The sequence below is a fragment of the Micromonospora sp. NPDC049529 genome (genome assembly GCF_055586685.1).
In genome coordinates this window covers 240,514-262,878 of record NZ_JBVJHT010000005.1, presented here as the reverse complement: position 1 = coordinate 262,878, position 22,365 = coordinate 240,514, and the positions used below count along the sequence as shown (strand labels likewise).

The 22,365-nt window shown below is 72.9% G+C and carries 18 protein-coding genes; 5 read left to right on the top strand and 13 right to left on the bottom strand.

Annotated elements, in window-relative coordinates; genetic code table 11:
• Window positions 1-33 precede the first annotated feature (33 nt).
• From ACZ6QQ_RS10755 to eccD, 8 genes are all read right to left on the bottom strand, one after another.
• Window positions 34-381, bottom strand: coding sequence for a hypothetical protein (locus ACZ6QQ_RS10755; RefSeq protein ID WP_465875734.1), 348 nt, complete (start codon window positions 379-381; stop codon window positions 34-36).
• Window positions 378-815: a YbaB/EbfC family nucleoid-associated protein gene (locus ACZ6QQ_RS10750; protein ID WP_465875733.1), complete on the bottom strand. Its 438-nt coding sequence runs from the start codon at window positions 813-815 to the stop codon at window positions 378-380. The genes ACZ6QQ_RS10755 and ACZ6QQ_RS10750 overlap by 4 nt, the downstream gene beginning before the upstream one ends.
• A gap of 20 nt (window positions 816-835) precedes the next feature.
• On the bottom strand, window positions 836-3,169 hold the full coding sequence (locus tag ACZ6QQ_RS10745; RefSeq protein ID WP_465875732.1) for a hypothetical protein: 2,334 nt from the start codon (window positions 3,167-3,169) through the stop codon (window positions 836-838).
• A 93-nt stretch (window positions 3,170-3,262) separates the two neighbouring features.
• Window positions 3,263-3,586 (bottom strand): hypothetical protein, encoded by a 324-nt coding sequence (locus ACZ6QQ_RS10740; protein WP_465875731.1) that lies wholly within the window; start codon window positions 3,584-3,586, stop codon window positions 3,263-3,265.
• An 80-nt stretch (window positions 3,587-3,666) separates the two neighbouring features.
• Window positions 3,667-3,963, bottom strand: a complete 297-nt coding sequence (locus ACZ6QQ_RS10735; protein WP_329110964.1) for a WXG100 family type VII secretion target — start codon at window positions 3,961-3,963, stop codon at window positions 3,667-3,669.
• Window positions 3,964-4,045: 82 nt separating this feature from the next.
• Window positions 4,046-4,342: a hypothetical protein gene (locus ACZ6QQ_RS10730; protein WP_465875730.1), complete on the bottom strand. Its 297-nt coding sequence runs from the start codon at window positions 4,340-4,342 to the stop codon at window positions 4,046-4,048.
• A gap of 73 nt (window positions 4,343-4,415) precedes the next feature.
• On the bottom strand, window positions 4,416-5,816 hold the full coding sequence (eccB, locus tag ACZ6QQ_RS10725) for a type VII secretion protein EccB (protein ID WP_465875729.1): 1,401 nt from the start codon (window positions 5,814-5,816) through the stop codon (window positions 4,416-4,418).
• A gap of 5 nt (window positions 5,817-5,821) precedes the next feature.
• A complete protein-coding gene (gene eccD, locus ACZ6QQ_RS10720) occupies window positions 5,822-7,219 on the bottom strand; it encodes a type VII secretion integral membrane protein EccD (RefSeq protein ID WP_465875728.1) in 1,398 nt (465 codons plus the stop codon).
• A 221-nt stretch (window positions 7,220-7,440) separates the two neighbouring features.
• On the opposite strand from eccD, the gene eccCa reads away from it, so the two are divergent.
• The gene (gene eccCa, locus ACZ6QQ_RS10715) at window positions 7,441-11,409 is read left to right on the top strand and encodes a type VII secretion protein EccCa (protein ID WP_465875873.1); all 3,969 of its coding nucleotides are present in this window, start codon (window positions 7,441-7,443) and stop codon (window positions 11,407-11,409) included.
• On the opposite strand, the gene ACZ6QQ_RS10710 is transcribed toward eccCa, so the two are convergent.
• The 3 genes from ACZ6QQ_RS10710 to ACZ6QQ_RS10700 form a co-directional block, all read right to left on the bottom strand.
• Window positions 11,366-12,580 (bottom strand): S8 family serine peptidase, encoded by a 1,215-nt coding sequence (locus ACZ6QQ_RS10710; RefSeq protein ID WP_465875727.1) that lies wholly within the window; start codon window positions 12,578-12,580, stop codon window positions 11,366-11,368. The two genes, eccCa and ACZ6QQ_RS10710, sit on opposite strands and share 44 nt — an antisense overlap.
• Window positions 12,581-12,635: 55 nt before the next feature.
• Window positions 12,636-14,273 carry a S8 family serine peptidase gene (locus ACZ6QQ_RS10705; protein WP_465875726.1) on the bottom strand — a complete coding sequence of 546 codons (1,638 nt, stop codon included), beginning with the start codon at window positions 14,271-14,273 and terminating at the stop codon, window positions 12,636-12,638.
• 92 nt (window positions 14,274-14,365) lie between these two features.
• On the bottom strand, window positions 14,366-15,793 hold the full coding sequence (locus ACZ6QQ_RS10700) for a LysM peptidoglycan-binding domain-containing protein (protein WP_465875725.1): 1,428 nt from the start codon (window positions 15,791-15,793) through the stop codon (window positions 14,366-14,368).
• Between the two features lie 391 nt (window positions 15,794-16,184).
• Between ACZ6QQ_RS10700 and ligA the strand changes: the two genes are divergently transcribed.
• Both ligA and ACZ6QQ_RS10690 read left to right on the top strand, forming a co-directional pair.
• Entirely contained in the window at window positions 16,185-18,428 is a 2,244-nt protein-coding gene (gene ligA, locus ACZ6QQ_RS10695) for an NAD-dependent DNA ligase LigA (RefSeq protein ID WP_465875724.1), read from the top strand.
• A 65-nt stretch (window positions 18,429-18,493) separates the two neighbouring features.
• On the top strand, window positions 18,494-19,900 hold the full coding sequence (locus ACZ6QQ_RS10690) for a serine hydrolase domain-containing protein (protein WP_465875723.1): 1,407 nt from the start codon (window positions 18,494-18,496) through the stop codon (window positions 19,898-19,900).
• A gap of 66 nt (window positions 19,901-19,966) precedes the next feature.
• Here ACZ6QQ_RS10690 and ACZ6QQ_RS10685 read toward each other — a convergent pair whose 3' ends face one another.
• A complete protein-coding gene (locus tag ACZ6QQ_RS10685; RefSeq protein ID WP_465875722.1) occupies window positions 19,967-20,470 on the bottom strand; it encodes a Cif family virulence factor in 504 nt (167 codons plus the stop codon).
• 171 nt (window positions 20,471-20,641) lie between these two features.
• Here ACZ6QQ_RS10685 and ACZ6QQ_RS10680 point away from each other — a divergent pair, with 171 nt between their 5' ends.
• A complete protein-coding gene (locus ACZ6QQ_RS10680) occupies window positions 20,642-20,965 on the top strand; it encodes a helix-turn-helix domain-containing protein (protein WP_465875721.1) in 324 nt (107 codons plus the stop codon).
• Window positions 20,966-21,039: 74 nt separating this feature from the next.
• Here the strand turns inward: ACZ6QQ_RS10680 and ACZ6QQ_RS10675 are convergent, their stop codons facing one another.
• Window positions 21,040-21,714: an NAD(P)-dependent oxidoreductase gene (locus ACZ6QQ_RS10675; RefSeq protein ID WP_465875720.1), complete on the bottom strand. Its 675-nt coding sequence runs from the start codon at window positions 21,712-21,714 to the stop codon at window positions 21,040-21,042.
• A 95-nt stretch (window positions 21,715-21,809) separates the two neighbouring features.
• Between ACZ6QQ_RS10675 and ACZ6QQ_RS10670 the strand changes: the two genes are divergently transcribed.
• Window positions 21,810-22,211, top strand: a complete 402-nt coding sequence (locus ACZ6QQ_RS10670) for a winged helix-turn-helix transcriptional regulator (RefSeq protein WP_465875719.1) — start codon at window positions 21,810-21,812, stop codon at window positions 22,209-22,211.
• Window positions 22,212-22,365: the final 154 nt, after the last annotated feature.

Genomic DNA, 22,365 nt, shown 5'->3' with positions numbered 1-22,365 from the left:
ACCTCCGTCCGTCGTCCGTGCCCCGCAGGTCGGTCAGATCGTCAGACTCGGACCGTCGCCGCTGCCGCTCCAGCCACCGGCGGTGTCGACGTTGTCCGCCTCGTACGTCTCCAGCAGCCGACGCAGCTCCTCGACGCGCGAACCGTCACCGAGGGACAGGTCCCGCAGGCCGGCGAGGACGAACAGGGTCTCGGGCAGGTCCCGGTCCACGTCCTTGACGATCGCCTCGTCCACCTCACCCCGGACGCTGAGCACCACCGGGGTGTTCGCGGCCCGCTCCGCGTCGAACTCGTCCACCACGCCCTTCATGTGCTCCAGGTAGCTGGCGAACGCCTCGGCGCGCAGCCGGGCGGTGTCGGCGGAGATGATCGGCTCGGTCACCTGCCACCTCCCGCCTTCGGCTGCCCGGTCGGCTCGTCACCGGGGAACGGCTCGTTCGCGATCCGGATCGCCTCGCGCATCATCTCCTCGAAGTCGACCGTGCCGTTGATCATGTCCAGTGCGGACATGCCGGTCGGCAGTACGGACTGGAACGTCGCCGCCACCGCCGCCTGCGCCTTCGTCCGCGCCTCGCCGATCGTCTCGATCAGCAGGGTGGCCAGTTCGGCCGACGGCATCGTCCGGTACGACCTGGTGAGGAACTTGATGTCGACCAGGTCCCCACGGCTGTCCACGGTGACGGTGATCGCCCGGTTCTTCGACGTCACCGTGGTCTGGGCACCCTCAAGTTCCTCCTGCACCCCGGCGAGCGCGGCCTGGCTGCGTTCGAGTTCGGCGTACGCCTGCTCGATCTGGTTGTGCAACGGGCTGGACATGGGTCGGGTACTCCTTCCGCTCAGGAACGGCCTCGGGTGGTGCCCCGCGAGGGTCCGTACGGCGACCGTGGCCCACGGGTCGGGGCCGGTTGCCGGGTCTGGGTCTCGGACTGGTCGTACTCGGTGCTGTCGTCGCGCCCGACGACGGCCGGCGCGCAGTCCGGGTCGGTGCCCCAGACCTCCTCCTCCTCGGCCAGCCAGGTGGTTCGCTCGCGCTCCTTGTTGTCCCCGTTGCCGGGGCTGCCCATCCCGCCCATGCCGCCCATCGGTGGCATGAACGGCATCCCACCCATGCCGCCCATCGCGCCGTTGGCACCGGGACCGGGGGTGACGATCGCGCCGGGCAGGTTCTCCAGGCCGTAACCACCGGCGTTGAAGCCACCACCGGGCACGCCGCCCATCGCGAGGCCGTTGAGCGCGCCCGCGCCGGCATAGCCCGGGGGTGGGGTGCCGAGGGGGCCGACCACGGAGCCGGCCGAGGGGAAGGTGCCCGAGCCGAGGTTGCCCGGATCGATCTGGGAGGGGAACTGGCTGCTCGGGACCGAGCCGCCGCCCAGGCTCGGATCGTCGAGGCCGGGAATGCCGGCCCAGCCACCGCTGCCGAGCCCGCCGCCCTCCTCGGAGCCGGACCCGATCCCCGAGCCGGAATTGGAGCCGGAGCCGCCGGACCCCGAACCGGATCCGATCCCCGAGCCCAGGCCCGAGCCGAGACCGGGCGGTTTCTGCCCGACGCCGCCACCGACGGAACCGCCGCCGGTGCCGCCGGTGAACGAGCCACCGCTGCCCAGGCCGGGAATGGTGATCCCACCGGCCGCCCCACCGGAGTTCGAGCCACCGCCGATCCCACCGATCGACGTCCCGCCACCGCCGGGGTTGAGGCCACCCGGATCCAGGCCGCCGGGGTTCAGGCCACCGGAGTTCGAGCCACCGCTGATCCCACCGATCGACGTCCCGCCGCCGAGGCCGGAGGTGTCGATCCCGCCCGTGCTGCCGCCACCGGCGCCGAGACCGGAGGTGTCGATACCGCCCGGGCCGCCGGTGTTCGAACCGGAGGCGAACTGGTTGCCGCCGAGACCCGAGGTGTCGATCCCGCCGGTGTTGCCGCCGCCACCGCCGCCACCGCTGTTGCCACCGGAGCCGAGACCCGAGGTGTCGATACCACCGGTGTTGCCACCGCCGCTGTTGCCACCGCTGCCCAACCCCGAGGTGTCGATGCCACCGTTGTTGCCACCGGAGTTGATGCCGAAGTTCCCGTCACCGCCGCCCGGCGGAGGGATCTGCGACGGGTCCGGCGGCGGCACGTAGAAGGTGCCCCGGTACAGGTCGGGGATCACCCGTTGCAGCTTGTCGGTGGTGGTGGCGAAGTTGTCCATCAACGCCTTGGTGGCCGTCAACGAGGCCGCGTTCAGGGTGGCGAGTTCGTTGCTCCACTGGGTCCTGGTGTCGACGTCGAGCCGCTGCCACTCCGAGGGCTGCATCAGGTCGTACGGTCCGGGCAGGTTCTGGTCCGGGAAGCTGAAGTTCCACACCTCGTCGTACCCGCCGGTGGTGGTGCCGCCGGTGAAGAAACCGGGGAACTTGACCGTGCGGTCGTACGCGTCGACCTGCTGCTCCATCGACTGGACGATCTGCCCGACCAGCCAGTTGGGGTCGTAGAACTCGTACGTCTTGAACGCGGTCCAGGCGTCGACCATCGCGGTCTTGAAGGTGCCGACCGCGTCCCCGCTGCCGTTGATGAACTCGATCCAGTCGTCCGGTTCGGTGATGTTCTCCTTCAGGTAGAGCATCGTCCGGTTGATGTCCTCCATGGCGAACATGAAGGCGTCCGCGGCCGAGCCCTCGAATCCGTTGGACTCCTGGTCGATCTCGCTGACCAGTGACTGCACCCTGGGCTGGCCCGTGTTCATCAGCCAGTTCGTCACCTCGTAGAACAGGTGCGCGGCGTCGTAGAGACTCTGCGGGTCCAGGAACGGGTTGCTCAGGATCTGCGAGGTGGTCTCGTCGCTCATCGCGACGAACATCTGCGCCTGCCGGGCCGGGCCGGTCTCACCGCCCTCGTAGAACGAGATGAAGCCACGGATGAGCTGGAAGTTCTCGATCGTGTCGGTGTTGCGTTTGCGGTAGAGGGTGATCCGGTTCCAGCCGGCGTGCGCCGGGTCGCCCGGCATCCAGTGGTCCCACGGCCGCTGGTGGGACCCCTCGGTGTTGTACTGGGTGCTCGCCGAGATCCAGTACGAGGTGTCCAGTTGCACCCATGCGGGGCTGGTGATCCGGGTGGTGTCGACGTCGTCGTCCGCACCCAGGATGTCCTTCAGCGCCGGCACCCAGTTCATACCCGGTGATGGCTGGGTCATGGGTCGTCCTTTCCAGAGGTCACCGGTGCCGGGACGGCCGGTCCGGCGACGGTGGCCGGTCCGGCCGGCCCGGTGCCGGCAGGTGCGTACGGACTAGAAGTTGGGGATGCGCGCCTGGAACTCGGCGACCGTCATCTCGTTGAGCGACTCGACGTCGTCGGTGGTGTCGACGAATCCCCGCAGTTGCTGACCACGGGTGGTGAAGAGCAGCCCGAGCTGGTTGAGCCGCTGTTTGACGACCCCACCCTGTGCCTTGATCGAGGCGGCGAGGTTCTGCCCCACCACGAAGTTCTGATGCCCGGGCTTGATGATCAAGGCGTCGATCGGCCCGTTCGCCGCACCGGGGGCCTCGCCCCCGAGCAGCTGGTTCTCTGCCGCGACCCGCCGCAGGAACGCCTCGTCAACACTGATCGGCACGATTCACCGTCCTCAAGGAAGTGGAACATCGGCACCACGCCGGGCGGGCGACCCGCTGGCCACCCACCCGGCCGGTGGACTCAGATCGCGCCGTCGAACAGGGCCGCGCCCTGGGTGTCGGCGACCTGGTAGGTGTCCCGGATCTGGTCGATCGCGGAGGCACCCGAGTTCAGGGCGGCGTTCATCTGGCCCATGCCCAGGTGCCAGGTGTTCTGCGCCGTCTGGTACGAAGCCGCGGTGTTACCCACGTTCGCGGTGATGAACTTGTTGACCACCTGGTCGAGGTCGGCCAACGCCTGCTCGATCGACCGGGTCACCCCACGCAGTTCCTCACCGCTGGCCAACAGGCCGTCCGGGTTCAGGCCGTAGGTTGCCATGCGTCACTCCTCGCTACTCGTCGGAATTGCTCGTCGTCGACCGGGATGCCGGCGGGCGCCGGCACGGGGAACACCCGTGGGATCAGGGCTGGTACCACTTCGCGTGCGCGGCCGATTCCATTTCGGCGTTGCTGGAGACCTGAAGGTGCTGGGTCATCGACGCCCGCAGCTGCTCCAGGCCGTTGCGCACCTGGGCCAGGCCGCCGCGCCAGTTCTGCAACTCCTGCATGTAGCGGACCGCCGCCTCGCCGTGCCACGGCGTCGACCCGGAGACCGCGTCGACACTGCGGTCGGCCGCGTTGCAGTCGGCCATCGCGACCTCGAAGGCGGCCAGCAACTGCCGGATGCTGGCCTCGTCTACCTCGTTCGGCTGGGTCATCACACACGTCCTCTCGTACCGTTCGGTTGGCTGTTGCTGGAATCGGTGCTGCCGGACCGGTTTGCCGTCTCGGTCACCCCCGCGCCCGTCGGGGGTCGAGCAGCGGCCCGGTGGGCAGCAGCTCCAGCAGTGCCGGCGACACCGTCGCCGCGACCGACGTGGGATATCCCAGCGCCTGGGCCACCGACGGATCGGCGAGCGGATACTTGATTCCCGCGTCGGTGACCACGAAGTAGCTCGTGCCGGGCGCCTGACCGGGCCGACCGAGCCGGACCAGGCCGCCGACACCGGCCGCGACCGCGACCGCGGTGGCGGTCCGGGCGGTACGGGTCACCCCGACACCGTCCCCGACGGCGACCGCACCGGGCGGCAGTGGCGCCTCGGCGGTCAACCGGACTCCGCCGCCCGCCTCTCCCCCGCGTACGCACCACACCCGGCCGGGGCCCGCCGGTGCGACCGCCGGTGGTGTCTCCGGCAGGTCACCGGGGAGCACGGCCTCCTTCGACCCCGGCAGTCCGGCCAGCGCGGCGGCGGTCAGCTCGGTCGGTACGACCGGCCGCGCCCCGTACGCCCGCGCGGTTTCCGGGTCGCTCGACACCACCGCCACCCCGGTCGGGGTGAGCTGACTCAACCCGTCCCGCTGGAGCAGGTAGTGACGCTCGGCCGTACCGGCGATCCGGGCCACGAACAGCTGGCCGATCTGGGTCTGGGCGCCGTCGATCACCGGACCCGACTCGCCCCGGCCGGGCACCGCCAGCGGCCCGATGTCGGAGCCGGCCGGCAACTGGTCCAGCCAACCCGGCTCGACCGGTGCCGGTGCGCCGTCGTAGCCGAACACCCGGGTCAGCCAGGTCTGGGTCAGCGCGAACCGCCGGCCCCGCCACACCAGGAAGGTTTCCCCGCCGGGCGCTCGGGCGACCACGCCCTGATCCGGGCCGAGCGCCGGGCCGGCCGGGTTCCGGTCCACGGTCAGGGTGGTGGCCGTGGCCAGGGTGCCGGCGGCGTCGCGACCGGCGACCGCGCAGACCGTCCAGCTCGCACCGTTGAGGGCGGTCGGGGCGGGCAACGCGTCGGGGGCGCCGACGATGCCGACCGACTGGCCCCGGGGCACCGACCGCAGCGACGCCGCCGAGACGCTGGTGACGGCCGGCTTCTTGCCGAACAGGAGCAGCGCGGAGCTGTAGTTGAGCACCGGGCGCAGCCGGCCGTCGACGAGGACGTACCGGCTGCCGGTCTCCTTCTCGACCACCACCGTGCCCGGCTTGCGCCAACTGGTCGCACCGCCCGGCCGCAGGAAGCCGTAGACGGCGAACCCGGCGACCACCAGCGCGGCGATCAGTGTCCCGGCGACGGTGCCGATCAGGAGCCGGCGGTGCGGGTTCTCCGCCGCCTCCGGCTCCGCCGCCACCAGCGCGGAGGTCAACCGCCCCAGGACGTACGACTGGGCCTGCACCTGGTCCCGACGCGACTGCATCGCCCTCAGCCCCCCAGCGACCGGGCGTAGCGGTACACGTCGAGGACCGCCAGCAGGACGGGGAACATCGCCACCGTGGCCACGGTCTGGCTCAGGTCACCGATCCGACCCCAGTACGGCATCATCCGCCGCCCCGGCATGATCCGGGCCACCACCATCAGCAGTACGGTGCCGAGCGGCACCAGCGCGACCGGCACCAGCAGCCGGGGCCACGGCTGGGCGCCGGCCGCCGCCTCCAGGGTCACCGCGACCAGTCCGGCCACCGCCGGGGCGGCCATCGCCAGCCGGTGCCAGCCGCTGTTCATCGGCCGGGCGGCCAGCACCCGGACCAGCGCGACGAGCAGGACCAGGGTGGCCGGTGCCCAGCCGCCCGCCGACCCGACCAGCACCAGGGCGATCCCGACGACGAGCGCCAGCCCGGCGTAGAGCCCGGTCATGTAGCGGTCGGCGACGGCGGTGCGGGCGAGCAGCGGTTCGCTCGGCTCCGGGTCGATCTCCTCCTGGAGGTGCTCGGGCTCGGTCGGCAGCGGGGCCAGGCGCAGTCCGGCGAGGCGGAACGCGAGCATCGGCGCCGCCGTGCCGGCGACGGTCGCGGCGACCGCGACCACCGCCGCGGCCCGGTCGGTGGGCAGCGGTACGAACGCGGTCAGCGCGGCACCACCGGCGGCGAACAGGCCGGTGCCGAGGATCCCGGCGAAGAGCGGACCGGCCCAGCCGACCAGGGCCAGGCCGATACTGGCCGCCGCGAGCGCCGCCACCGAACCGGCGAACAGCTCCGGTCCGCCCAGTCGTACCCCGAGGCTGGCGGCATCGAGGTCCGGTACCAGGGCGCCGGCGAGTCCGGCGTACCCGATCGAGGCGAACGCGCAGATCAGGCCGAACACCCGGTCTCCGCCGGCCCTGGTGACCGCGAACGCGGTCACCAGGCAGGCGAGCGCGAGACCACCCGCGGTCAGTGCCCGGGGCCCCGGTGGACCGGCCAGCACCAGGACCGTCAGCCCGACCCCGAACAGGACCGCGAGCAGGCCGTGCGCGGCCCAGCGGACCATCTCCGGGCGCCACCGGCCGGCGCGGGACTGCACCCCGGTGGCGATGCCGTCGATCAGGTCGTCGAAGTCGACCGGCGGGATCTGCTCCGAACGCGGCCGCAGGTGGACCACCTCACCGTCGCGCAGGCCGAGCGAGGCGACGGTGCCGTCCTCGTCGAACGGCGGCGACCCGAGCCGCTGCAACACCCAGCCGCCGTGCAGCAGGCCGGTGTCGGCCAGGTTCTCGCCGAGGTGGTGCAGCAGCGCCGGCATCAGGTCGGCGACCAGCACCTGGGCCGGTACGGCAACCTCGACCTGCCGGTCCGGTCCACACACCACCAACCGGCACATCTCTCCACTGGCGACGATGGTCACGCCCTCACTACGGACCGCCCGCGCGTCGGTTCACCACCGATCGAGGTTTTTTGCCGGACCCGTTGCCCAACCAAGGTTTTTCGCCGACCGGTTGACCCGACACCGGTGTCGGGCCGTTGTACCGCGCGCCGGCCCCGCGCGCAGGGCCCGATCCCCGGACAGGTGAGCCAGCGGTGACCACGGTCGTGTTCCGGCGCCCGGCCCGACGCAACGGGCCGGAGATGCCGTCCGGTGAGATCAGCCTCCAGGAGCCGCCCGAGCTGCCCGAGATCCAGCCGGGCGGGCTGCGGGGGGCGATGACCTTCCTGCCGATGATGCTGATGTCCGGGGTGATGATGCTGATGTTCGTCGGCCCGTCCCGGGGCGGGCCGATGACCTGGATGATGGCCGGGCTGCTGGTCGTCGCCATGGGCGGCATGATGGTCGGCCAGATGGCGATGAGCGGCGGCGACCGCAAGCGCCGCCTCGGCGGCGACCGGCGCGACTACCTGCGCTACCTGGCCCAGAACCGGCGGCGGGTCCGACGCTACGTGGGGCAGCAGCGCGACGCCAGCGCCTGGCGGCACCCGGAGCCGGGCACCCTCTGGTCGGTGGCGATGACCACCCGGCGCTGGGAACGGCGCGGCACCCACCCCGACTTCCTGGAACTGCGGGTCGGCACCGGCCGGCAGCGGCTGGCGACCCGGATCGCCCCGATGCAGACCAAGCCGATCGAGGACCTGGAGCCGTTGTCGGCCAAGTCGCTGCGCCGGTTCATCAAGGCGTACAGCACCATCGAGGACCAGCCGGTCGCCCTCTTCCTGCGCGGTTTCGCCCAGATCCGGATCACCGGCGCCGACGACGAACGCCGCTCGGTGCTCCGGGCGCTGGTCACCCAGCTCGCCACCTTCCACGCCCCGGAGGAGGTGCTGATCGCCCTCTGCCTCGGCGGCGACGGCGCCACCGCCTGGGAGTGGGCCAAGTGGCTGCCGCACGTGCAGCACCCGGTCGACCAGGACGCGGCCGGCTCGGCCCGCCTGGTCGCGGAGAACATCGAGGAGGTCGAGCGGCTGCTCGGCGAGACCTTCTCCGCCCGCCCCCGGTACGAGCAGGGCGCCACCCCGAGCCGCGACGAGCCGTACGTGCTGGTGATCTGCGACGGTGGGCGGATCCCGACCGGCGCCCGGATGGCCTCCGGCGGCTACCGCAACGCGCTGCTGGTCGAACTCGGCACCGCACCCGGCGCCACCCCGAGGGAGTTGCTCTGGCTGGACGTCGCCGACGGGCAGGTGGAGATGGTCCGGCACGACTCGGTGGGGCGGGAGACGCGCTCGCCCCTGGCGAAGGCGGACGGGTTGAGCGTGGCCAAGGCCCGCGCGGTGGCCCGGATCCTGGCGCCGTACCGGCTCAGCATCGCCACCGAGCCGGCGGCCGAGGCGCTCACCTCGGACTTCGACCTGGCGACCCTGCTCGACATCGGCGACCTGAGCCGGCTGGACGTGTCCCGGATGTGGGCGACCCGGGCACCGGCCGACCGGCTGCGGGTGCCGATCGGGATCGACTCCGACGGGGTGCCGGTGGAGTTGGACATCAAGGAGTCGGCGCTGGGCGGGATGGGCCCGCACGGGATGCTCATCGGCGCCACCGGGTCGGGCAAGAGCGAGTTGCTGCGTACGCTGGTGCTGGCCCTGGCCACGACGCACTCCTCGGAGACGCTCAACCTGATCCTGGTCGACTTCAAGGGCGGGGCGACGTTCCTCGGGTTGGACCGGCTGCCGCACACCTCGGCGGTGATCACGAACCTGGCCGACGAGGCGGCGCTGGTCAGCCGGATGCGTGACGCGCTGCACGGCGAGCTGGTCCGGCGGCAGGAACTGCTGCGCCAGGCGGGCGGTTTCAGTTCCGCCCTGGACTACGAACGGGCGCGGGCCCAGGGCGCGCCGCTCGACCCGCTGCCGACCCTGTTCGTCGTGGTCGACGAGTTCAGCGAACTGCTCGCCGCGCACCGCGAGTTCATCGACCTGTTCGTGATGATCGGCCGGCTGGGCCGGTCGCTGGCGGTGCACCTGCTCCTGGCCAGCCAGCGCCTCGACGACGGGCGGATCGCCCAGCTCGAATCGCACCTGTCGTACCGGATCGGCCTGCGGACCTTCTCCGCGATGGAGTCCCGGTCGGTGATCGGGGTGCCGGACGCGCACGAACTGCCGTCCCAGCCCGGCAACGGCTACCTGCGTACGCACGTGTCGACCCTGATCCGGTTCAAGGCCGCGTACGTCTCCGGGGCGTACCGGCCGAAGACCGCGCGGGTGCGCCAGGAGGTGGTGCAGCAGCAGGTGGTGCCGTACCTGCTGGACCACGTGCCGTACCGGGTGCCGGAGGAGACCCCGGTGGCGCCGGACGCGGCGGACGGGGCCGAGCCGGAGGCGAACACGGCCAGCGTGCTGGCGGTCGTGGTGGACCAGCTCACCGACCAGGGACCGCCGGCGCACCAGGTGTGGCTGCCGCCGCTGGGTGCCGCACCCACCCTGGACCAGTTGCTGCCCGCGCTCGCCCCGGACCCGGAGGACGGCCTGCGGGCGCCGGACTGGCCCGGCAACGGCCGGCTGGTGGTGCCGGTCGGGTTCGTCGACAAGCCGTTCGAGCAGGTCCGGGAGCTGATGACGATCGACCTGTCCGGGGTCGGCGGGCACCTCGGCGTGGCCGGTGGACCGCAGAGCGGCAAGAGCACCCTGCTGCGTACGGTCATCTGCGCGCTGGCGTTGACCCACAGCCCGCGCGAGGTGCAGTTCTACTGCCTGGACTTCGGTGGCGGCGCGCTGGCGTCGATCGCGGACCTGCCGCACGTGGGCAGTGTCGCCAGCCGGCTGGACACCGACCGGGTGAGCCGGACGCTGGCCGAGATCGCCGCCCTGATCGCCGACCGGGAGCGACGGTTCAGCACCCTCGGGGTGGACAGCATGGCGACGTACCGGCAGCGCCGGGCCGACGGCACGATCACCGACGACCCGTACGGCGACGTGTTCCTGGTGGTGGACGGCTGGTTCACGTTGCGGCAGGAGTTCGAGGCGGGCGAGGCGGCGATCCGGCAGGTCGTCGCCCGGGGCCTGAACTTCGGTGTGCACCTGCTGCTGACCACGGCCCGCTGGTCGGAGGTGCACCACGGGATGCGCGACCAGATCGGCACCCGGCTGGAACTGCGTCTCGGTGACCCGGTCGACTCCGCGATCGACCTGCGCCTGGCGGCGACGGTGCCGCACATTCCCGGCCGGGGTCTGACCGCGCAGAAGACGCACTTCCTCGGCGGGTTGCCCCGGATCGACGGGCTGGCCGACCCGAACACGGTCGCCGACGGGGCCCGTGGGCTGTCGGCGATGGTCGGCGACTTCTGGGACGGCCCGGTCGCCCCGTCGGTGCGTACGCTGCCGGCGGTGTTGCCGGCGACCGAACTGCCGGCGCCCGACGGTGACCTTCGGGTGGCCCTGGGCCTGGACGAGGAGCGGATGCGGCCGGTCTGGCACAACTTCGAGGAGGTGCCGCACCTGACCGCCCTCGGTGACACCGAGAGCGGCAAGACCGCGCTGCTGCGCCACCTCGCGGCGGCGGTGACCCGACGGTTCACGCCGAAGGAGGCGCGGATCATGGTGGTCGACTTCCGCCGGCAGCTGTTCGAGTCGGTGCCGGCGGAGTACCGGCTGGGTTACTCCGTCTCCCCCGACTCCACCAAGGAGGCGGTCGCGCAGGCCGTCGAGGGCCTGCGCAGCCGGGTGCCGGGTGCGGACATCACCCCGGAGCGGCTGCGCCGCCGCGACTGGTGGGCCGGCCCGCGCCTGTTCGTGCTGGTCGACGACTACGACCTGCTCAGCGGGCACGACAGCCCGCTGCAACCGCTGATCCCGTTCCTGCCGCAGGGCACCGACATCGGTTTCCACCTGGTGCTGACCCGGGGCGCGGCCGGGGTGATGCGAATGTCGATGGACCCGCTGATCCGGCGGTTGCAGGAGACGAACAGCCCGGACGTGGCGCTCTCCTGCCCACCGTCGGAGGGCCCGCTGCTCGGCAACACCAAGCCGCGCATCCTGCCGCCGGGTCGGGCACTGCTCTGCACCCGGCGGGGCAGTCGCCTGATCCAGACCGCGTGGGTGGACCCGCCGGCCGATCAGGGGGCGGTCAGCGTACCCGCCAGCGACGGCGCCGGCCGGCCCGGATCGTGACGGCGGCGGCGAGGGCGAGCAACGTACCGACGCCGACGGCCGCGCCGACTCCGGCGGCGCGGCCGACCGCCGGGTCCGGCGCGGCCACGACCGGCAACACCGCCGGGGCCGGCCGGGCCTCGACCGGGCGTGCCGCCTGACCGGGGTCGAGCACGGAAACCGCGCCGTACGGGTCGACCACGCCCGCCCCGAGCGCCGGGGTACGCGCCGCTCCGGGCGGGTGTTCGGCGGTCAACTCCAGCCGGGCGCGGATGTCGGCGGCGCTCATCGCCGGCCGGTACGACCGGACCAGTGCCGCCGCACCCGCCACGTACGCGGCCGCCACCGCGGCACCGCCGATCCGGTAGTGCCCGGGACCGCTCGGCCCGACACTGATCGCCGCCACCCCCGGCGCGACCAGGTCCAACCCGGACTCCTCGACGACCGGTTCGGTGGGCTGGCCGTCGGCGTCGATCCCGCCGACGGCGACGACCTGCTCGAAACCGGCCGGGTACCAGACCACCGGGGCGCCGGCGGCCGGGTTCGCCCCGCGCTGGTCGCTGATGGCCGCCACCACGACGATGTCGCGGGCCACCGCCTCGTTGACGGCGGCCCGCAGTTCGGCGTCGGCGACCTCGACCCCGGTGCCCACCAGGATCACCTCGGCGCCCAGGTCCACCGCCGCCCGGATCCCGTCGGCCAGGTACCTCGGCTGCAACCGGCCCTGGTCGTCGACGATCCGCACGGGCAGCACCGACACCGCCGGCGCCAGCCCGACCACACCGGTCCCGGTGACCGGACGGGCGGCCACGATGCCGGCGAGCGCGGTGCCCCGGCCCCGGCAGTCCCGGTCGGCCCGGCCACCGGCCACCACGTCCCGGCCGGGCAGCACCACACCGGCCAGTCCGGTCGCCGCCGCGCTGACCCCGGTGTCGATCACCGCCACCGTCACACCCGCGCCCCGGCTCAACGGCCAGACCGCCTGCGGCGCCAGCCGGGCCACCGGCCACGGGACCCCGGCGAACGGGACCGGGGACGGCCCGAGGCAACTGTTGGTCACCGTGGGCAGGGCGGGCGGCTCACCGTCGGCGGCGTACCCGGGTCCGGGCGACGAGCCGAGCACCAGCAGGACCGTGCAGGTCGCCGAGCCGAGCAGCCGTCCCACCGCCCGGTTACGGACACGCACCGCCATGACAGCTCCTTGGGGTTGTCCGGCCCTGCGGCCGGTCCTACGGCTCGACCGGGCCCTACGGCCGGGATCCGGACACGCCGGACCCGCCCGTCAGGTCGACGGGTACGGCACCGGCGGCCGGCCCTGTCTGCTCCGCACCGGCCGAACCGTCTACCTGCTCCGGACCGGCCTGCTCCGGATCAGCGGAACGGTCGACGTGCTCCGGGCCGGCCGGCACCTCGACAGTCCCGGCGGTTGCGGCGGTGCGGTGCGCTCGCCGGGCCAGTACGACGGCGGCGCCGGCCAACAGCAGCACGAGCACGACGACAACCGTCACCCGGACCGGTCCCGGTCCGCCGTCGTCGGGTGCCGCCCCGGCCGGCCGCCCCTCCTCCACCAGTACGGCGGTGACGGCGGCAGCCGGATCCAGCACACCCCAACCGGTGCCGGGATCCGGTGCTTTCACCGCCACCGGGTCGGCGGTCGCCCTGATCCGGTGGGCCACCTGCTCGGCGTTCAGGTTCGGGAACGCGGACCGGACCAGCGCGGCCGTACCGGCCACGAACGCGACCGCGTACGGGGTGCCGCTGGCGGCGGGCGTACCCGCGTCCGGCGCGGGCGGGTCGACGCCGGGGACGAGCACCTGCACCGCCCCGGGCCGGTAGCCCTCGGTCGGCTGGCCGTCGGCACGCATCCCGCCGACCCGTAACAGCGCCGTCGCCGGCTCGGTCGACGACCCGGTGGTGGAGCCGTCGCCGACCGCCGCGCCGGCCACCACCACGACATCGTGGCTGAGCGCGGACTCGACCGCCGCCGTCACCACCGGGTCGTCGAGGGCGATGTGGCCACCGAGCGCGATCACGCCCGCCCCGGCGGAGATCGCCACCTGGATCCCGGTCTCGACATCGGTCGACCGGGCCGGCGGCGTACCGGCGACCACCCGGACCGGCAGCACGGTGGCCGCCGGGGCCATGCCGCCCGCGCCCTCGCCGTCGCGTCCGGCGATGATCCCGGCCAGCACGGTTCCCGAGCCCAGGCAGTCCGCGTCGCCCCGCGCGCTGCCCTCGGTGATGTCGACGCCGGCCGCCAGCCGTCCGGTCAACCCCGCCCGGCCGCCGTCCACACCGGAGTCCACCACGGCGACCATCACGCCCTCGCCCTCGGTACGAGCCCAGGCCGGTCCCGGATCCAACCGCCGCTCGGTACGGGCCGGACCGGTGACCGGGGTGGCGGCGGCACACTGTCCAGCCGGGCTGCCCGCACCGGGCGCGGTGGCCACCGGCGGGGCGATCGGAGCACCGGTGGACGGCGGCGACCCGGTTCCCGGTCCGGAACCGGGTCCGGGGCCGAGTTGGGCTGCGGAGAGCAGCCCGTACCGGACTCCCTCGCCGACCGCGTCCCAGGGCAGCACGATCAGCCAACCGCCGGGAAGTGGACCGGGCTCGGTCAGTGTGCCGCCGTCGGCCTGCCGGCGCCCGACGTTGAGGTCGAAGATGTCGTCGGCCCGTTCGGCAGTGCCGAGGAACCGGAGCGAGATCCGGTCGAGAGTCTCCTGTTCGCCCTGGTAGGACGAGGTGACCACGTAGTACTTGAGGTAGCCCTCGCCCGGTGCGACCGGGGCGGCGATCGCCCGCGCGGGCAGTGCCAGCAGCACCGCGACCGCAAGGACCGGGAACCACCATCGCCGGGTCGAGGACCGCCGCTGCGCCGCCACCGGCACTCTCCTTCGCTCGGGCGCGATCGTCCGCACCGTGCGCCGACCGGCGCCCGCCCGCACTACGGCACGGCGGGCACTCCGGTTCAATCTCACTCGTCCCGGACCGGCGCCGTCTCGGAGCCGAGGGCCAGCAGCGACCAGCGGGCCCGGAGCACCTTCCCGACCAGCACCGGCACCATCCGCCCACCGCTGGCCGCCGCCATCGCCCGCGCGACCCGCAGGTCGGCGCCCCGCAATCCGCCGCTGACCACGATGCCCGGCCCGTCCGCCGGACCGGCCGGTCCGGCCTCCTGCGCCGGCAGCGTCGGGAAGGCGTCGACCCGGCGGCAGCCGTCCGGTACGGCCTCGCCGAGCACCCCGCCGACGACGGTGACGCCGACCCCCTCGTCACGCAACTGCCGCACGATGGCGAGTGCCTGCCTCGCACAGTCCTCGGGTGCTCCGCTGATGGTCAGCACCTCCGGTGTCCGGGCCAGATCCGCCCAGAGCCGGAGGTGTCCGCGCCGCCCCAGGATCACCGGCATCGCGCCGGGCAACCGCTCACCGGCGGGCAACCAGGCGTACGCCGCGACATCGCCCGCGCGACCGGCACCGATCAGCCGGACCTCGACCCGGTCCGCCCCCTGCCCCAGCTCCGCCCGCAACTCCGCAGGCTCCCCCACCCGCGCCGGACCCGCCGTCTCCGTCTCCAACTCCGTTCCCGGCTCCGGGTCCAGGTCCGGCTCCGTTCCCGGCAGTGGCGGCTGCGATTGCGATTGCGGCTGCGGCTGCGGCTGCGGCTGCGCGAGTACGTCGGCCGGATCGGCATCCGATGTCGAGACCGGCACCGGGGCGGCGGCGCGTTCGGTCGGGGCAGGCTCGGTTGTGGCCGGGGCGGGATCCGGGGCCGCGACGGTCACCGGGCGACGGCGAAGGTGCCGGATCACGGCCAACGCGACGGCGAGGAGCAGCACCATCAGCCCGAACGCGCCGAGCCGGAACAGGTAGCCGACGAAGCCGTCCCGGGACCCGTCGGTGGCGGCCTCCGGCGACGGTACGGGCGCCGGTTCGGCGCTGCCGTCCCCGCCCGGCGTCGGTACGGCCGGCGGGCTGCCCACCCGGACGCCGGGTCCGTTGGCATCGGGTGGCAGCAGCAGGACCCACCCCGGCCGCAGTTCGAGCGTGTCGGTCATCCGCCCACCGTCCGGCTGTAACCGGTCCCGGTTCAGCTCGAAGATCTCCCGGTAGCGGTTGCCGTCACCGAGGGTCTGCGCCGTGATCGCGTACAGGTACTCCCGCTGCCCGTCCACCCCCGGTCCGACCACGTAGTAGCGCTCGCTCGGCTCGGCCACGGTAGCCGGATCGGTCGTGGGCGTCGGTTCGGTCGCGGGGATCGGTTCGGTCGCGGCTGCCGCCGCGTACGCCTCGGGACTTCGCGCCTGGCCGAGCGGCACCACCACCAGCAGCAGGCCGGCGAGTACGGCCCGCGTACCCAGCGACGCCGACCGTCCGCGCCATCGTCCGGCGCCACCGACCATCGTGGACCTCTCCTCGTCGAACCGGCCGTCCCGTGCCCGGCTCGTGCGGGCGCCGGCAGCCGGCGCTCGACCGGGGAAGGTCTCCCCTACTACGTACCTGGGTCGGGACGGTTCATCGGGTTTGCCGGATCGGTCCGGCAGACTTTCCGTGACGCCGGGTGGGGTGCCGCCGGCCGGCCGGAAGGAGCGGGTCACCGGTCGGTCGGCCGCGCCTCGAATCGACCGTTGCGTACCCGCTTGAGCTGGGTGTCGGCCGGGTCGGCGTACGTGTCGTACCCGGCCTCTAGGCTGGCCTGGTATTCATCGCGATGCCCGGTCGGGCGTTGCCGGTGGTGGGGCGAGTCGGCGCCGGCCTGCGGCGTCGACGGACACGGGGAAGAGGTCCACGTCGATGGAGAGTTCCGGTGCCGGTCAGGTGACCGAGTCGATCGCCACCGCCGTGCCGACGGACACGGCCGAGCCGATCGACGCCACCGCGCCGATCGACAGTGCCGAGCTGATCGACAGCGTCGATCCGGTCGTCGACGCGAGCCAGGCCGCACCGTTGGACACGGAGGCCGACTACCGGGCGGCGATCGACGCGATCCGCGCCGCGGCGGCCAGCTACTACAACGGCACCGACCTGGCGATGGACGACGCGAGCTACGACGCGCTGATGGCCCGGGTGAGCGCCACCGAGGCGGCCCGGCCGCAGTGGCGGCTGGACGACTCGCCGACCGGGTTGGTGGCCGCCGGGGTCGGGATCAACGGCGACGTCGAGCACACCGTGCCGATGCTGAGTCTGGACAACGTCTTCGGCGCCGAGGAACTGCGCACCTGGGGGGCCAGGCTGGAGAAGCTCCTCGGCCGACCGGCCGGTGGTTTCACCGTCGAGCCGAAGATCGACGGTCTCGCGGTCTCGGCCCGTTACCTGCACGGTCGGCTGAACCTCCTGGTCACCCGGGGCGACGGGCGGGCCGGTGAGGACGTCACCACCCAGGCACGGCTGGTGGTGGGCCTGCCGCAGCGGCTGGCCGAGCCGGTCACCGTGGAGATCCGGGGCGAGGTCTTCATGACCGACGCCGACTTCGAGCGCGCCAACGAGCTGCGCACCGGGCACGGTGAGCCGGCGTTCGCCAATCCGCGCAGCGCCGCCGCCGGCAGCCTGCGGGCCCAGGACCGGGCGTACGAGGTGCCGTTGTCCTTCTACGCGTACGGCGTGGTGGGCGACGTGGTCGACGCCGACCGGCGCCACTCCGCCGAGATGGCGTACGTGGGCGGCCTCGGTGTCGCCACCACCGCCGGTTCACCGGCCGGGATGCCGGTCTGCGACACGATCGACGACGCGCTCGCCGCCGTCGAGGTGCTCAACGAACGACGCGGCCAGCTCGGGTTCGCGGTCGACGGTGCGGTGATCAAGGCCGACCATGCGGCCGACCGGGATCTGGCCGGCTTTTCGAGCCGGGCACCCCGCTGGGGGATCGCCTACAAGTTCCCGGCCGACACCCGCACCACGACCCTGCTGCGGATCGAGGTGCAGGTCGGCCGGACGGGTCTGATCACCCCGGTCGCGGTTCTGGCACCGGTGCAGGTCGGCGGGGTGGTGGTCACCTCGGCGACGCTGCACAACTTCGACGACCTGGTCCGGCGCAACGTGCGGGCCGGCGACACCGTGTTCGTACGTCGGGCGGGTGAGGTGATCCCGGAGGTCACCGGGGCCAAACTCGACGAGCGGCCGGCGGATTCGGTGCCGTTCGAGGCGCCGACGCACTGCCCCCGCTGCGGTGGCGAGATAGACCGGTCGCAGAAGCGGTGGCGGTGCACGCTGGGCCGGGCCTGCGGAGCGGCCGAGTCCCTGTCCTATTTCGCGGCCCGCGACTCGATGGACATCGAGGGTGTCGGCGACAAGATCATCAACGCGGTGGTCGCGGCCGGTCTGGTGACGGACCCGGCCGACCTCTACGACCTCGACGTCACGACCCTGGCGAAACTGGACCGGATGGGCGAGACCTCGGCGACGAAACTCGTCGCGAACCTCGAACGGTCCAAGGCCCAACCGCTGTCGCGGGTGCTGACCGGACTCGGTGTCCGGATGACCGGCCGGTCGATGTCGCGTCGGCTGGCCCGCCACTTCGGCGAGATGGAGGCGCTGCGCCGGGCGAGCGTCGAGCAGCTCCAGGAGGTCGAGGGCGTCGGCCCGGAACGGGCGGTCACCATCGCCGCCGAGCTGGCCGACCTCTCCCCGGTCATCGACAAGCTCGTCGCCCGGGGCGTCAACATGACCGAGCCCGGCAGTTCCGGCCGGGTCGCCCCGGTCGACTCCGGTGCCGGCACCGACCCGACCGGGGTGGATGCGCCGGCACCGGTCCTGCCGCTGCGACGCCCCGACGGCACCCCGATGACGGTGGTCGTCACCGGCTCGGTGCCCGGCCTGTCCCGCAACGAGGGCAACGAGGCGGTCGAGCGGCTCGGTGGGAAGTCGTCGGGCTCGGTCTCCAAACGCACCGATCTGGTGGTGGTCGGCGAGGGCGCCGGCTCCAAGGCGACCAAGGCCGAGGAACTGGGCGTACGGATCGTGCCCGCCGACCTGTTCGCCGAGGTGCTCGCCGCGTACGTCGACGGGCGCCCCGAAGACGCCACCCGGCTGCTCGCCTGATCGCCTCCGGGTCACGGGGCGACCCGGATCGCGGCACTCGAACGGGTGGTGCCACCATCGCGGTCATGCATGTGTCGCGTCGTACGCTGGCCCGTCGTACGCTGCTCGGAGCCGGTCTGGCCACCGCCGCTGTCACGGTGACCGGCTGCGGTCGCGGCGACGTTGCCGGTGGCGGGTCGGCCTGGACCGGATCGTCCGACCCGACCGGTGCGGCGGGCGCGACCGGCACCGTCGGCGACACCGCGAAGCTGGGCTCGGCACCGAGCGGCTCACCGGGCGCCAGCGCCACGGCGGGTGCGTCGGCCGGCGCCGCGAACCAGGCGCCGTACGCGGCCGAGGTGACCAGGGTCCTCCAGCGTCACCTTCCGGCGACCCCGCAGACCGTGCAACACTCCGGCTTCCCCGGCGCGGTGGCCCTCGTCCTGGTCAACGGCAGGACGACCGTCCACACCGCCGTCGGCGAAGCCCTGCGCTACGGCGCCGGCCCGAAACTCCTCCCGGCCGCCCAGCGGGTGCCCATGCGCCCCGACTCGATTTTCGATCTCGCCTCGGTCACCAAGGTCTACACCGCGATCCTGCTCCTGCAACAGGTCGACAGGGGCAGGGTCGACCTCGACGCCCCGGTCGTCGACTACCTGCCCGAGTTCACCGGCACCGGCAAACCGGCGGTCACCGTCGCCATGCTGCTCACCCACACCGGCGGGCTACCCGTCGGCGCCAAGGTCACCGGGTTGCCCGACAACGCCGCCCGGTGGAAGGCCGTCATGACCACCCCGCTGGTCTCCGGTGCCACCCCCGGCGACACGTTCCGCTACTCCAGCGTCGGCCTCATGCTCGCCGGGAAGATCGTCGAGAAGGTCACCGGTCAGCGCCTCGACCAGGCCCTCAGGAGCAACCTCACCGGCCCGCTCGGCCTGCGCGACACCGGTTTCACCCCGAACACCTGGCTGCCCGCCACCGCGAGATCGACCCGTCTCGTCGCCACCGACGCCCGCTCCTCCCGAGGTCTGCTCCGTGGCACCGTCCACGACGATGTCGCCAACCACCTCGGCGGGATCGCCGGACACGCCGGCATCTTCGCCTCCGCCGCCGATCTCGCCGCGATCGGACAGCTCCTCCTCGACGGCGGCACCTACCGGGGAAAACGCATCCTCGCCGAGGCCACCGTGCGCCGCATGCTGGAGAACGCCAACGCGGGCAAACCCGCCGTCGACCCCGAGCGCCCGAACCGTACCTCCGCGCACGGCCTCGGTGTCGTCCTCAACCAGCCGTGGTTCATGGGCCGCCTGGCCAGTGCCCGCGCCTTCGGCCACACCGGTTTCGCCGGCCCGTCCCTCGTGGTCGACCCGCACCGCAAACTCGTCCTCGCCCTGCTCACCAACCGGGCGCACCCCAACTGGTCCTGGGCCGATCCGGATCCGGCCCGCGCCGCCACGGCCGACGCCCTCGCCAGGGCAGTCGACGCCGGTTGAGGGGCTTCGCCGGGCCGGGTGCGCGTTCGGGCAGGCTCCGGGGCCCGACCGTCATCGTGATGGGTGTCAGTTGTACCGACCGACGACGTCGTGGATCACACCGTCACGGACCAGATAGTCGTAGAAGAAGCTTTCCCGACCGCCGGACCGGGTGACGAACTCGTAGTCGACCCGGTAACGCTCACCGTTCCAGCCGCTGTCGACCACCTGGTAACGGCCGCCGGCCCGGAGCACCTCGGGTACGAGGAAACGGTCCATGATGTCCGCCCGGGACGGGTAGATCCGGCCCACACTGTCGAACCGGGCGCTTTCGGCGAACACCGCCCGTACCCCGTTCTCGTCACCGGCGTTGGCCGCGGCCTCGAATCGCCGCACCACCCCCTCCACCTCCGCCCGGTCCGCGGCGGCCGGGGCCGGGCCGGAGGGCCCGCCGGTTGCCGGGGTGCCGCCCGGAGTTGTCGTGGCCGGGATCGGTGCCGGCGGTGCCTCGGCTTCCCCCGAGTGGGTACAGGCGGTCAGCGACAGGATCAGCCAGGCAATGAGTACGAATCGGCCCGCTTCAGTGGTCAACTTCCCAGCCTTTCGTTCACCGTGCTCGGCGGCACCGTGGCGGCTGCCGGCGGTGGTGGTCCGTCCGCCCACCCATCACACACCGGGCGGTCCGGCGTCGTCCAAGACCCACGGTTATAGCCTCGGGGCATCAATCGAACGCCCTCTCGGGCGCCACCTGGAGACGGTGACGTGGACATCGACACCCGGTTGCTGCGCTACTTCGTCGCGGTCGCCGAGGAACTCGGCTTCACTCGCGCCGCCGAACGGCTCTTCGTCTCCCAGCCGTCGCTGAGTCGACAGATCCGGCGCCTGGAGGAGGACCTGCGCGGCCCCCTGTTCGAGCGCAGTACCCGCGAGGTCAGCCTCACCCCGGCCGGTGCGGCGCTGCTGCCCGCCGCCCGGGAGCCGTTGGTCTGGACCCGCCGGGCGCCTCGGCGCTGGGTCGACTGGTGGGCGGTGAACCCGCGCCCGGACGGTTCGGAGCCGGTCTGGGGCCCGGAGAGCGACCCGTAGGTGACCAAGCCCCCGCGTCCACCCCGACGGGTTCCGGGCCGATCCCGACCCGACGCGCGTCACCGTGGACCGAGTCAGTGGTAGACGCAGACGCGGGTGCGGTGGTGGCGGGCCGCCTCGATCTCGTCGAGCACCGCCACGGCGAGGTCGGCGTAGGAGAGCCGCACGGGCTCGGTGGGTGGCAGGGTGTCGCCACCGATCCGGTAGTGACCGGTGCGGGGGCCGTTGGCGTCCAGCATCGCCGGTGGGGTGAGCATCACCCAGTCGAGCGCACCGGCCGTCGCCCGCAGCCGGTCCAGGCCGGCCCCGTGGGCTCGGGCGAACGGCCGGAGAGCGGCGGGAAAGAGCGAGGGATCGTCCATGATGGGGCGTCCGGCGCCGTCGTCGAGGTTCGCGAACAGACCGACGACCACGAGCCGGGGCACGCCGGCCTCGGTCATCCCCTGTCGTAGGGCGTCGGCGGCCCGGACGAAGAACTCCGCGTCGAAGTGGTCGAGGGCGGCGAGTGCCGCCGGGCCGGACGCCGGGGAGACCGCGTGGACCACGGCGTCGTGGTCGCGCGAGATCAGGGAAACATCGCGTACGTCGGTGACGTCGCCGCGTACCACCCGGACTCCCTCGGCCGGCAGGTGTCGGTACCGCTGCGGATCCCGCACGGCCGCGGTCACCCGGTGCCCACGCCGCCGTGCCTCGGCGGTGACCGCCCGGCCGGCTCGGCCACCGGCGCCGAAGATGACGATGTCGCTCATGATCCCGCCCCGTCTCTGGTTGTCGGTGCCATGTTCGGAGACGCTATCCACGGGATACTGGTTACCTCAAAGGTACTGGGATAGGGTTCCGGCCCATGGCCCAGCCGTTGGACCCGGACATGTTCGACCCGATGTGTCCGAGCAGTGCTCTGCCGTTCCAGATCGGCGACAAGTGGACCGGGATGGTGCTGCTCTGCCTGGAGCACGGCCGACGGCGGTTCGGGGAGATCAGGCTGCCCCTGCGCGCGATCACCCCGAAGGTGCTCACCCAGACCCTGCGGGCGATGGAACGCGACGGCCTGGTGACCCGCACCGCGTACGACGAGAATCCGCCCCGGGTCGAGTACGAGCTCACCCCGCTCGGTCGCACCCTGTTGACGCTGGTCGACGCCGCCCGTGCCTGGAGTCGGCAGCACCTGCCCGAACTGCTCGAAGCCCGTGCGGCGTACGGCGCCGAGGGCGGCCCGTCGACATCCTCGGCGACACCGGAACCTTGACGGCCGGACAGGTCCAGGACCTGATCACCACGGGTGTCGGTACCGATCTGATCGCAGTTCTCCCGTACGTGACAGAACTGGGGGGGGGGGGGGGTGGTGGGGGGGGGGGGGGGGTTGGGGGCGGGTGAGGGCCCCTGGTTGGTCGTTGGTCCCT